The organism is Rhizobium sp. SU303, assembly GCF_021052345.1.
In the GTDB taxonomy this organism is placed as follows: domain Bacteria; phylum Pseudomonadota; class Alphaproteobacteria; order Rhizobiales; family Rhizobiaceae; genus Rhizobium; species Rhizobium laguerreae.
Window position 1 is genome coordinate 56,457 of record NZ_CP088099.1, and the last position, 12,567, is coordinate 69,023.

Annotated in this window: 9 protein-coding genes and 1 pseudogene; 7 read left to right on the plus strand and 3 right to left on the minus strand. The window is 60.3% G+C overall.

Going from position 1 to position 12,567, the window contains the following annotated elements:
* Nucleotides 1-4: 4 nt before the first annotated feature.
* On the minus strand, nucleotides 5-1,237 hold the full coding sequence (locus tag RlegSU303_RS33330) for a protein-L-isoaspartate(D-aspartate) O-methyltransferase (protein WP_131621587.1): 1,233 nt from the start codon (nucleotides 1,235-1,237) through the stop codon (nucleotides 5-7).
* A gap of 117 nt (nucleotides 1,238-1,354) precedes the next feature.
* Between RlegSU303_RS33330 and RlegSU303_RS33335 the strand changes: the two are divergent.
* Both RlegSU303_RS33335 and RlegSU303_RS33340 read left to right on the plus strand, forming a co-directional pair.
* Nucleotides 1,355-1,512: pseudogene (locus RlegSU303_RS33335) on the plus strand (glucose dehydrogenase); the annotation flags it as partial.
* A 54-nt stretch (nucleotides 1,513-1,566) separates the two neighbouring features.
* Complete coding sequence (locus tag RlegSU303_RS33340) at nucleotides 1,567-3,204, plus strand: FGGY-family carbohydrate kinase (RefSeq protein ID WP_131719413.1); 1,638 nt, start codon at nucleotides 1,567-1,569, stop codon at nucleotides 3,202-3,204.
* 34 nt (nucleotides 3,205-3,238) lie between these two features.
* Here RlegSU303_RS33340 and RlegSU303_RS33345 read toward each other — a convergent pair whose 3' ends face one another.
* Nucleotides 3,239-3,850, minus strand: coding sequence for a L,D-transpeptidase (locus tag RlegSU303_RS33345; protein ID WP_017957562.1), 612 nt, complete (start codon nucleotides 3,848-3,850; stop codon nucleotides 3,239-3,241).
* Between the two features lie 289 nt (nucleotides 3,851-4,139).
* Entirely contained in the window at nucleotides 4,140-5,156 is a 1,017-nt protein-coding gene (locus tag RlegSU303_RS33350) for a LacI family DNA-binding transcriptional regulator (protein ID WP_131719412.1), read from the minus strand.
* Nucleotides 5,157-5,285: 129 nt separating this feature from the next.
* On the opposite strand from RlegSU303_RS33350, the gene RlegSU303_RS33355 reads away from it, so the two are divergent.
* The 5 genes from RlegSU303_RS33355 to RlegSU303_RS33375 all read left to right on the plus strand — a co-directional run bounded on the left by RlegSU303_RS33355 (nucleotide 5,286) and on the right by RlegSU303_RS33375 (nucleotide 12,376).
* On the plus strand, nucleotides 5,286-6,383 hold the full coding sequence (locus tag RlegSU303_RS33355) for an ABC transporter ATP-binding protein (protein ID WP_131709892.1): 1,098 nt from the start codon (nucleotides 5,286-5,288) through the stop codon (nucleotides 6,381-6,383).
* Nucleotides 6,380-7,270: a carbohydrate ABC transporter permease gene (locus tag RlegSU303_RS33360; protein ID WP_131709893.1), complete on the plus strand. Its 891-nt coding sequence runs from the start codon at nucleotides 6,380-6,382 to the stop codon at nucleotides 7,268-7,270. Before RlegSU303_RS33355 ends, RlegSU303_RS33360 begins: the two co-directional genes overlap by 4 nt.
* Nucleotides 7,267-8,115 (plus strand): carbohydrate ABC transporter permease, encoded by an 849-nt coding sequence (locus RlegSU303_RS33365; RefSeq protein ID WP_131709894.1) that lies wholly within the window; start codon nucleotides 7,267-7,269, stop codon nucleotides 8,113-8,115. The genes RlegSU303_RS33360 and RlegSU303_RS33365 overlap by 4 nt, the downstream gene beginning before the upstream one ends.
* Nucleotides 8,116-8,178: 63 nt before the next feature.
* Nucleotides 8,179-9,507, plus strand: a complete 1,329-nt coding sequence (locus RlegSU303_RS33370) for an extracellular solute-binding protein (RefSeq protein WP_131709895.1) — start codon at nucleotides 8,179-8,181, stop codon at nucleotides 9,505-9,507.
* 103 nt (nucleotides 9,508-9,610) lie between these two features.
* Nucleotides 9,611-12,376, plus strand: coding sequence for a glycoside hydrolase family 2 protein (locus RlegSU303_RS33375; RefSeq protein ID WP_131719411.1), 2,766 nt, complete (start codon nucleotides 9,611-9,613; stop codon nucleotides 12,374-12,376).
* The last annotated feature ends 191 nt before the right edge of the window (nucleotides 12,377-12,567 follow it).

Genomic DNA, 12,567 nt, shown 5'->3' on the forward strand with positions numbered 1-12,567 from the left:
GCCCTCATGGAAAGATGAAAGTCGATTGGGTGCGCGTCTCGCCGCCCATGCCGATGAGGGTGCGACGCGGGCCGGGGAGTTGTGTTTGCAGACGGAAGACGATCTGCGTCGGCCCAGCCGAGTCGGCGGGGAACACATAACCTATCCGGCCGTCGCGCGCGAAGGTCGCCTTTTGGGGCGGATCGATTCCCTGAACTGAAAAGCTCTGAAGAAAGGCGGCATCGATCGTGAAGACCCTGTCTTCGGATGACGGCGTGAAGGTCACGGTCATATCCTCGGGGGCATTCCATCGGGAGATGACGGGAAAATCGACGGATCCTTCTGGCAATAGGAGTGTTTGCCGCGAAAACGGACCACCTCTTCCCAGCAATCCCAGCAAGCAGGTCACCAAAAGAAGCATGAACACGATCCAGGAAATACGTTGAACAGCCCAGAACCTTTGCTGAAATTCGCTATGATCGAGCACGCCTTCCGGCAACGCGGGCAACTTGTATATCTTTTCCATGCTCCCTCCCTGTGCGTTTGCCGGAGAACTTGGCTTGGGCGCAATAGTTTCCGGCAATGAGGGCGCCGTCGCCGTGTACATTGGATGTGAAGCTGTCCAGGCGTCTTCGCCGATCAAGGGAACGAAGAGTACCCCACCGAGATCTTCTTCCTCGAATGCGGTGGCGCCGGTGCGCGTGAACCGTTTCAGGCGCTGCCCTTCACCGCCGCCGACCGGGATGATGAGCCGCCCTCCGAGGTCCAACTGTTCTTTCAAGGCAGTTGGCACCTCGGGTGCGCCCGCGGAAACGACAATAGCATCGAACGGAGCGGCTTTCGCCCAGCCCTTGCTGCCATCGCCGACGCGAACGTCGATGTTGCGGTATCCCAGCTTCTCGAACCGTTCCCTGGCCTGAAGAGCCAGCTTTTCATGGCGCTCTATGGAGTAGACATGCCTTGCTATCCGGCTGATGAGGGCCGAAGCATAGCCGGAGCCCGTTCCGACCTCGAGCACCTTGTCACCGGCATTCAGATTGGCCTTTTCGAGCATCAGCGCCACGATGAACGGCTGCGAAATTGTCTGGCCCTCGCCGATCGACAGCGGTGTATCCTGATAGGCGAATTCCTCGGAGCCTGGAGGAACGAATTTTTCGCGCGGTACCATGCGCATCGCCCCGATGACGTTTTGATCGCGAATGCCACGACGCGTCACGTGGTGTTCCACCATGCGATCTCGGATGCGCGTCATATCCATGGATCAACTCCACTGCCGCCGATTGCATCTGGGGGCAATTTCTGAGCGGTGCAGAATGTAAAACAAATGGGCGACCGGAGAGTTCCTGAGATGCGCCAGGCGGCGGAACGGAGCAACTTGCTAGACGATTGGCCAAAGGCGAAAATGGAGGAGGCGCTGGCCAATGGCAGCGTGATGCAGCCGAAGTGGTCGACGCCGTCCTTTTCATGCTGTCGCGACCGCGTAATGTGACCGTCCGCGATCTGGTGATTCTGCCAAATAGCGTGGATCTGTAAACACCGGTCCAGACTGCAGTTAGCCTGATCCTTGCCGATTTCAAAGGAGAGACCATGAGCGACACATCTCGCACGCCAGAAGCAGATGCCAAACATGTCATCGGCGTCGACGTCGGCACCGGCAGCGCCCGCGCCGGCCTGTTCGACCTGACGGGGCGGATGCTGGCGTCCGCCAAGCGGAATATCACCCTGTTTCACGAACCGGGTTCCATGGTTGAGCAATCGAGCACCGAGATCTGGGCGGCGGTTTGCGCGGCAGTGCGCGAAGTGGTTTCCTCGGCCGGGGTCGATCCGGCGTCCGTCATGGGGCTCGGGTTCGATGCCACCTGTTCGCTCGTCGTCCTCGGCGAAGGCGGCAAGCCGCTTCCCGTCGGGCCTTCGGAAGACCCGAACCGGGACATCATCGTATGGATGGACCACCGCGCCGCCCCGCAGGCGGAGCGCATCAATGCGCTCGGCCATGACGTCCTGCGTTACGTCGGCGGCCGTATCTCGCCTGAGATGGAAACGCCCAAGCTTCTCTGGCTGAAGGAAAATCGCCCTGAGGTTTTTGATGCCGCGTGGCAATTCTTCGACCTTGCAGATTTCCTAACCTGGCGGGCGACCGGCGATCTGTCGCGTTCGACCTGCACGGTCACCTGCAAGTGGACTTATCTCGCCCATGAAAAGCGCTGGGATGGCGGTTATTTTCATCAGATCAGCCTCGGCATGCTCGCCGACGAAGAGTTTGCCCGCATCGGCCAGGCTATCGTCGAGCCTGGTTCGGCACTCGGTCAGGGACTGACCGCGGCAGCAGCAGACGAACTTGGCCTGAAGCGGGGAACGGCGGTTGCGGCCGGGCTGATCGACGCCCATGCGGGTGGGATCGGAACCGTCGGCATCGGTACCGATCCGAAAGCCAATCTCGCCTATGTTTTTGGTACCTCCTCCTGCACGATGACGTCGACGGCAGAACCGTCATTCGTGCCCGGCGTCTGGGGACCTTATTTTTCGGCGATGGTGCCGGGGCTGTGGCTGAACGAGGGCGGCCAGAGTGCTGCCGGCGCGGCGATCGACCATCTTCTCTCGTTCCATCCGGCAGCCGCGGAGGCGAGGGAGCTTTCAAAGAGCGCCGGCATTCCGCTGCCGGTTTTGCTTGCAGACATGGCCGCCCGAAAGGCGGGCCGTTCTTCCGATGCCGTAACGCTTGCGACGGGACTGCACGTCGTTCCCGAGTTCCTCGGCAACCGCGCGCCCTTTGCCGATCCGCATGCCCGCGCAATCATTGCCGGTCTCGGGATGGAGGACGATATAGGCAGCCTGGTCTCTCTTTACGTCGCAGGGCTTTGCAGTATCGGCTACGGCCTCAGGCAGATCATCGAGACGCAGGCCGATGCGGGCGTTACCATCGAAAACATCGTCATCAGCGGTGGCGCCGGCCAGCACGACTTCGTTCGCCAGCTGCTTGCCGATGCGAGCGGCAAGCCGGTCATTGCGACAAAGGCAGAGGAACCGGTTCTGCTGGGGGCCGCCATCCTGGGCGCTGTCGCCGGCGGGCTGTTTGCGGATGTGCGCGAAGCGATGACGACACTCTCGGCGGTCGAAACGACATTTCTGCCATCAGAAGGGGCGATCCCTCATGTTCACGACAAGCGCTATGAAGGGTTCAAGGAGCTTCAGGCTCTGGCGCGCAAGCTGCGTATCGACGGTTAGATATCTCGGCGCCAATCCGCCGATCGGCTAACAGCTAGCGCCGAACGATGACCTGTGTTCCCGGCTGGACGATCTCGTAAAGCTCTTCGACATCTTGACGGTACATTCGAAAGCACCCGCTCGACGCGTTGGTGCCGATGGACGAGGGGTCGTTGGTGCCGTGGATGCGCAACAGGCCATCGGCGAGATAGATCGCGCGCGTTCCAAGCGGATTGGCGGGGCCGGGCTTCACGACCGCTGGAAGCCGAGGGTTCTTCTGACGCATGCCGGCCGTGGGTCGCCATTCAGGATGCGCTCGCTTCGACACGACCCGCGTAGATCCATACCATTGCTTGCCCTCACGGCCGACCGCGATGGGGTAAGCGAATTGCTCGCCCCAAGGGGTGGTGTAAATGAGCGTATGTTCGCTCGTGACGATTTCGATGGTTCCTTTTGCACGCCCTGTCGGCGGTTGCCTGCGATCATGCAGGGGCTCTTGATAGGGAGGCGCCGGATCGTAATCGAGTGGTGGCGGATAAGGGCTGTAGGGATCGTCGTAACCATATCCATCAAAGTCGTCATATCCATCATACGGCCCATAGATCTGGGCTTGAGTCTGAAAGACCGTCAGCAAAAAGGCCGCAGCCACGAGAGCCAGCAATCTCATCTTGTCGCCATCCGCTTGTTGAACAAGCTTGATTGGGCTGAATTCTGTGGCGGCACTATGACTGCTCGCCGCAGGATCTTGAAAAGCTATTGCTGCTGATGATGCTGCAGTAGCTCAGCCGGCCGGCTCCGGCATCGAACTGCCGCAGCCTCGATGTGGCCACGGCCGTGCGCATGGCTGTCAATCTGTCAGTTGAAGGTCAGGTCTGCTCTTCAACAGCGTTTCGCCTTGAGCCGGTCATCCGAGGAAGCGCATGTGGACAAATGGGGAATCCATCCTGGCATCCGGCCTATACGGCGTCTATTGGCGCGACCGACTGGCGCACGATCATTTCGCACTCCAGCTTGACCTTATGATTGTCATGCCGCATCCGCGGCGCGGCGATCATCTCGGCAAGCTTCTCGACGGCATAGCGCGCCATGTCGGCATGGGGCAGTTGCATCGTCGTGAGCGGCGGCAGCATATCGCCGGAATAGGATTCATTGTCGAAACCGATCACCGAAAGGTCGCGCGGGATAGAGAGGCCGGCTTCCTTCGCGGCTTCATAGACACCCATGGCAATGCGGTCGCAGAAACAGCATATTGCCGTCGGTCGGTCATCGAGCGCTTGCAGGCGCTTGAAGGCTGCATAACCTCCCTGAATCGTCCAGCGTCCCTTGATGATGAGATGGTTGTCGACAGGAATGTCGCGCATCGTCAAAGCTCGGCGATAACCCTTGATGCGCTCGCGAGAAGCTTCGATCGCGTCCTCGCCACCGATATAAGCAATGCGCGTATGGCCGGCATCGATCAGCGACAGCGTTGCCTTCATGACAGCCGACAGGTCTCCGGGCACCACGCTCGGAAAGGGTTTGTCGACCGTGTAGCAGTTCAAAAGTACGGTCGGCCATTCCGCGAGCTGCGGAGCAAGCGTCACTTGCTGCGTGATCAGCCGCGCATAGATGACGCCCGCAGCGGGCAGCGTCGCGAGATGGCTGAGAGCTGCCTGCTCTGCCTCCTCGTCTGCGTCCGTCGGCATCACCGAGAGCAGATAGCCCAGCTCGTTTGCCGCTTCTCCGGCTCCGTCGATCAAGCCGGCGACATGAGGCGAACTTGTCACCTCGTTGATGAGCATGGCAATCAGCGGACGCCGATCGATGCGCCGAGCCTGCGTCCTGTAACCCATCCTGGCCGCCGCACTTAGAACAGCCTCACGCGTTGCCGGCGATATGCGCGTTCCCGGAGCGTTGTTGAGCACAAGCGACACGGTCGCCTGCGAGACGCCGCAGGCGGCAGCGATGTCGGACATCGTCGGCTTTTTGATCACGCGAACCCCTTACAAGACTGACTAACCGCTTAGCACGAAGTTTTACGAACGCAAAAGCGGAGAGGGCTTGCTTGATAATAATTTTAGTTATAACCAGTGATTTATAACTAATCGCTCTGGGAGGAGTGCATGGCAGGAGTAACGCTCGCTGGGGTGTCCAAAAGCTATGGCGCGGTGAATGTCATCCGTGACATTTCGCTTTCGATCAACGACGGCGAGTTCCTGGTTTTCGTCGGACCTTCCGGCTGCGGGAAATCGACGCTTCTGCGCATGATCGCCGGTTTCGAAACCATCACCGGCGGCGACGTCCTGCTCGGCGGCAACCGGGTCAATGACATGGCCGCCCGCGATCGCGGGGTGGCGATGGTCTTCCAGAACTACGCGCTGTACCCCCATATGACAGCTCGCGACAACATGGCCTTCGGCCTGCGCAATATCGGTACGCCGAAGGCCGAAATCGCCTTACGCATCGATAAGGCCGCCGCCATTCTCCAGCTTGAGCCTTATCTCGACCGCAAGCCGAAGGCGCTTTCCGGCGGCCAGCGTCAGCGTGTTGCGATCGGCCGCGCCATCATGCGCGAACCGGATGTCTTTCTATTTGACGAGCCGCTCTCCAATCTCGATGCCGCTCTTCGCGTCTCGATGCGCACCGAGATCGCTAAGCTCCACCACCGCCTCGCCGCAACCATGATCTACGTGACTCACGATCAGACGGAAGCCATGACCATGGCAGACCGTATCGTGGTCCTCAGGGACGGGCAGATCGAACAGGTCGGCGCGCCGATCGAGCTTTACGAGTGCCCTGCCAATGCCTTCGTGGCTGGTTTCCTCGGTGCGCCGCGCATCAATCTGCTCCCGGCAACAGTCACAGCCGTCGACGGCGAAACGGTCGAACTCGCCTGTGCGGGAGACGCCCGCCTTACTGCCAAGGTTCGTGCCAGTCCCTCCAAAGGCGACACGGTGACGATCGGCCTGAGGCCGGAAATCCTGTCACCTGCCGATGAAGGATCCCTCAGCGGAACCGTTGATGTCGTTGAGCAGCTCGGGTCGTTGCAACTTGTCTATGCGACACTTGCTGATGGCACCGCCATCGTCTCCGAACTGCGCGGCGGCGCGGCGCCCTCGATCGGCTCCGTCGCCCGTTTCGCGATCGGCCCCGGCACGCGCCACGTCTTCGATGCAAACAAGGTCTCGATCACCCTGCATTCTGAAGTGGGTGGAGCATGAGTACCAGCAGCCTGACCGCCGCGCGCAGGCGCGATGCACTCGCCGCTTATATCTTCCTCGCGCCTTTCGCGGTGATCTACGCCACGTTCCTGGTCTACCCCTTCTTTAAGGGCTTGTGGATCAGTCTCCATGACTGGGAGCTTGCCGGCAGCTACCGGAAATATATCGGCCTCCTCAACTATGAGGACATGTGGTTCGACACGATCTTCTGGAAGACCGTGGGCAACACGCTGACCTTCGTCGCCATGACCGTGCCGACCATGACAGCACTGGCCCTGGTGCTGGCTCTTGCCGTGTTCGGGCAGGGGCGGCTCAAGGGTGTGCTGCGCTCCGTGTTCTTCATGTCGAGCGTGTTTTCGGTATCGGTCGTGACGCTGATCTGGTCGATGGTGCTGTCTGCGGACAACGGCCTGCTGGTGCCGCTCTTCAATCTCATCGGCGTCAAGCCCATCAATTTCCTCGGGCATCCGACGCTCGCCATGCCGTCGATTGCGTTGACGACGCTTTGGTGGGGTGTCGGCCTCCCCATGGCGCTGTTTCTGGCGGCACTAAGCCAGATACCGCCGGAACTTTACGAAGCGGCCGAACTCGATCATGCCGGTCGGTTCAGCGTCCTGAAAAACATCACCCTGCCGTCGATCCGTCACACCGTGCTCCTGGTTCTGGTCCTGCAGATCGTCGGTCAATTCCAGATTTTCGGTCAGGCCCACCTGATGACACAGGGCGGGCCTGCCAATCGGACGCGTACGCTGGTTCAGTACATCTACGAGACGAGCTTCCGCGACTGGCAGGTCGGTTACGCCACGGCCATGTCCTTCGGGCTCTTCATCCTGATGCTTGGCTTCACAATGCTGCAGCTCTGGCTCGGCCGCAGGGGGGATGAATGATGGCAAGCGCACGCACAAGCGGCCTGCGCCGCGCCACGGACGTTTTCATCCTCGGCGCAACCATCGCCTTTGCGATCCTCTGGCTTCTGCCCGTCGTCTGGGTCGTCGCCATGTCGCTGAAGCCGAATACCGAGCTGATGCGTTCCACGGCAGGCTTCCTGCCGGTCCCATTCACCATCGATAATTATATCGGCCTCCTGAAGCTCGATACCGTGCCGCGCTGGCTGATGCACAGTCTCATCGTCTCGGTAACGATGACAATTTTGGTTTTGGTCGTCTCGTCTATGGCCGGCTACGCGTTCGCGCGCCTGGAGTTCCCCTTCAAGAAGACGCTGTTCATGCTCGTGATTGCCGGCCTGATGGTGCCCGAGCAGGCAGTGTTCATTCCGCTGCACACGATGGTCTCGGGCTGGGGACTGCATAATACCCACTTCGCGCTGGTCATGCCGCGCGTCGCCGTGCCGATCGGTGTGTTTTTGATGATGCAGTTCTTCCGCAGCGTTCCGAAAGAACTGGAGGAAGCGGCCGCCATTGATCACGCCTCACGGCTGACGATCTTTCTGAAGATTATGTTACCGCTCTCCGTACCTGCACTGACCACGCTCGGTCTGTTCACCTTCATCTTCGCCTGGAACGACTTTCTCTGGCCGCTCGTCTCGGCGACCAAGGCCGACATGTACACGGTCACGGTCGGCCTTGCCTCGATCCAGACCAACTTCGCTTTCTCGGAGGGCATCGGCGCTGTCATGGCATCGGCGGTCTTTGCCAGCCTGCCCATCGTTCTTCTGTTCCTGATCTTCCAGCGCTTCATCGTGGCAGGTGTTGCCATGAGCGCCGGCAAATAGGCACCGGCCCGACCGGCCATGCCGGGGACGGGTTTTTCGCAACGGCATCGCAAGGAGGATATGATGCACAAGACGAAAATGCTGCAACGTCTGGCGCTCGCCACGACACTGATGACCGCGCTCTGGGGAGGAGCAGCCCAAGCAGTCGACATCTCGTTCTTCCGCTTCTTCGGCGATTGCCAAGGCGAATACGGCGAGGTGACAGACGTGACCAAGGCCAATGGCGAATGCGGCATCATCACCGCGCTCACCAACAAGTTCAACGCAGAAAACACCATCGGCGCCAACGTCGTCACCCAGACGGCCGAATGGGGCGCCTATTACGACCTGCTGACCGCGACTTATTCCACCGGCAACATCCCTGATGTCGCCGTCATGCATGCCTCGATTATGCCGAATTTTTCGGACCGGGATCTCCTGACGCCGCTGACCAAGCCTATTGCCGATCTCGGTATCCAGACAACCGACTTCGTACCGGCGGCGCTGAAGAACGCTACCGCCAAGAATGAAATTTATGCCCTCCCATACGACCTTCATGCGCTGCTCTTCCACGTCAACATGGACTTGATGAAGAAAGCGGGCCTTGTGAACGCAGACGGCTCGCCGATCCTGCCGAAGTCGCCCGAGGAACTGCTCGAGCAGGGCAAGAAGTTCAAGGAAGCGACCGGCAAGTACTATATCGGTTCGGAAGCTCAGAGTTCGGAAGGCATGATGGTGCGCCTGTTCGACACGCTTCTCTGGCAGCAGGGCGTCGATGTCCTCTCCGCCGACGGCAAGACCGCCAGCATCAACACAGCGGAAGGGCTGAACGCAGCCAAGCTGATCTCATCGATATTCTCGGAAGGTCTTGCCAATCCGGCGCTGGATTATCCCGGCTCCGAACAGGCGTTCCTTAACGGCGAAACCGGGATTCTGATCAACGGCACCTGGGGCGTCGACAACTACGATACCCAGGCCAAGAGCGGCAAAGTGGCCCTCAAGGACTATCGCGTCGCCAATGTGCCGCAACTCTACGCCAAACCGTCCGTCTGGGCCGACAGCCATATGTGGGTGATCCCGAAGGATGACGATCGCAGCGAAGACAAGACCAAAGCCGCTCTCGCCTTCCTCAAGTTTCTGAACGACAACAACTTCCAATGGTCGCGCACCGGCCATTTGTCGACCCGTCAGTCGGTTCTGAATTCCGAAGAGTTCAAGGCCCTGCCGCATCGCGCCGAGTTTGCCGACACTGCCAAAAATGCCACGTCACTGCCGCAGATCCAGAACCAACGTGCAGTCTACAACGCGATGATCACCGACTTGAACGCGATGTGGCTGACCGGCACCGATCCGCAGGCAACGCTTGAAGCGATGCAGGCCGGCGTCGAGCGCGTCCTGCGTCGCAATCGCTAGTTCCTCCAACCCCTCTTGAGGGGTTGGTCTCCCGCCGGGATACGCGCCGCGCCGTGCGTATCCCGGAACCCCAATCGAAAAAGCCGACTTCCAAGGACAACCGATGAACGCCTATTCCCTGTCGCTCGCCCCAGCGAACACGCCGCTCCGCGAAACGCTTTCCCTTGATGGGACCTGGGAGTTCCGCCACGAGACCGATCGTGCTTGGCGGCGTGCAAAGGTGCCGGCGCACTGGCAGGCGTGTTTTGAGGATCTCTCCGTCAGCTTCGGATCGGCAACCTATCGCAGGACCTTCGCGCTCCCCGCAGAATGGTCGGCTCGGGAAATCGCCATCCGCTTCGGTGCCGTCAGCGATCTGGCCACCGTTTCCATCAACGGCACTGAGATCGGCCGTCATGACGGCGGTTATCTTCCTTTCGAATTCGTGATTCCACCCGCTCTGTTGAAGGCGGAGAACACCGTCGAGGTCCTGGCCTGCCTGCCGGATGCTTATCGCAACGAGAGTGGCGCCGATTTTGCGGAGATCCCGCATGGCAAGCAGAGCTGGTATGGCCCGCAAGGCGGGATCTGGCAGTCCGTCCTCATCGAGGCCCGCGATCCCGCTCACATCTCATCGCTTCGCCTCGACCCGATTTGGCCGGAAGCCAGGCTCGATCTAAAAGCCCGCTTTGCGAGCATAGTTGCAGGCTCGCTGAAAATCGAGATCATCGGCCCGCAGGGCATGCCCGTCTTTACCGGAAACATTCCGGCCGCCGGAGATACCCTCGAACATTCGATCCAGCTCGACGCGGTCGCACCATGGTCGCCGGACAGCCCGAACCTCTATACGATCACAACGATCCTTAGCGCCGACGGTGTCGAGATCGACAGCCGGCAGGAAAATTTCGGCTTTCGCCGCTTCGAAGCCAAGGACGGCTTCCTCCATCTGAACAGCAAGCCGCTTTATCTACGCGCCGCGCTCGATCAGGATTACTATCCCGATGGTTTCGGCGCGCCGCCTTCGCTCGACCTGCTCGAAGACCAGTTGCGCAAGGCTAAGGCAATGGGACTGAATTGCCTGCGCTGCCATATCAAAGTGCCGGACCCGCGCTATTACGAGGTCGCCGACCGGCTGGGCATGCTGATCTGGAGCGAAATTCCAAATATCGAGACCTTCACCCCGGCCTCCGCCGAGCGCCTGCGCACGACCATGGAAGGTATTCTCGCCCGTGACGGCAATCACCCCTCCATCGTAATCTGGACCCTGATCAATGAAGATTGGGGCACGCGGCTGCGCGAAGCGGCCGAACAGCGGCAATGGATTTCCGATATGGTCGACTGGCTGCGTGTCGAAGACCCGCTACGGCTCGTTGTCGACAATTCCGCCTGCTTCCCGAACGTTCACGTCAAGACCGACATCAACGACTACCACTTCTACCGAACGGCGGTGGATCGGCGCGAGGAATGGGACACGCTCTGCCGCGAATTCGCAGGCAATGCCGACTGGACCTTCTCAACCGAAAAGGAAGCCGTGCGGACGAGGAAGGAACCGCTTGTCCTCTCCGAGTTCGGCGTCTGGGGTCTACCCGATCCTGCCCGCCTGCGCGAAAAGAATGGCCGCGACCCCTGGTGGATGGCCTATGGTGCCACCTGGGCGGATGGCACGGCATTGCCGCAGGGCATCGAAGCCCGTTTCCGCGAACTCGCCCTTGAGAAAGTGTTTGGCGATCTCGGCCAGTTCATCGAGCAGGTGCAGTGGTATCAATACATGAACCTGAAATACGAGATCGAGGTTATCCGAACGCACGCGCCGATCGGAGGTTATGTCATCACCGAACTCACCGATGTCCATTGGGAAGGCAACGGGCTGATGGACATGGCACGCAATCCGCGCGTCTTCGCCAAAGCACTGCCGGCCGTCAATTCCGACATCGTCATCGCGCCGGGTGCTGCCCGCCACGCCGTCTATGAGGGGCAGACGGCCAGCTTCGACGTCAAGGTGTCGAGCGGCGGAACAGCATTGCCCGAAGGCAGTCGCCTCGTCTGGGAATTTGGCGCTGAAAGAGGCGAGATACCGCTGCCGGCTATTGCGCCGATGCAGGTTCATACTGCGCCGATCGCCGCGACAGCAGCTGCGGTGCCGGTGCCCGAGATCCAAAAAGCACGGTTCCAGGTCGTGGCGCCTGATGGAAGCGTGCTGTCTCAGAATTCCGAGACACTCGCGGTCTACGTTAAGCGCGATGTGCCCCCCATTCGCTTTGCTTCGCACGACGACGGGATTTCCGAGAGGTTGTCAGCCCTTGGCCATGTCAGCGTGTCGCTGCACGAGGCGGATGTCTTCGTCACCAAGGACATCGATGCCGATCGCGTCGAGGCAATCCATTCCGGCCAGCGGGTGCTGCAGATCGTCAACAAGGACCCCGGCCGCCTGCGCGATGACGCGCCGCCGCGCGATGGCCCGATGTCGATCGAAATCGATCCGGGTGCCGGCGGCATGGTTTCGGGGCCGTTCTTCAGTTTTCCCGGCTACAATCTCGTCAATCGTCACAAATCGATCTGGCGCGGGGATTGGGTCGGCAACTTCTCCTGGTTGCGCCGGGATGGTGTCTTCGCTCATGTGCCGGGCGGTCCGCTGTTCGACCTGTCCTTCACCGGCGTCGCGCCGCACCAGGTGATGGCCGGCCTCCGTCCCTGGGAATTCCAAGGTCGCGTGCACGCTGGCGTCGTCATCGGCTGGGTTCACAAACCCGCTGCCTTCATCATCGAAAAGCGGCTCGGTCGCGGTAAACTTGTTGCGACGACCTTCCGCCTCCACCAGGAGGCACCGGATGTCGACCCGCTTGCCACCGCGCTTTACGATGGCCTCGTCGCTCTTGCCATAAGACCGTGAGCTCAGCGACAGTCAACAGAGGTCGCGGCAACTTTGCTTCGTGCTCAAGCGCTAGCGAGAGGGCTCAGGTCGCCGGTCGGGTATATGGTCCGAAGCGGGCGAAACGGATCGAAAGGCTTCGTAGCGAGCATCCCAGGCTGAACTGTCTTCCCAGGAGAATCATCCCTCTAGGAGATAGGTCTGTTATGCGA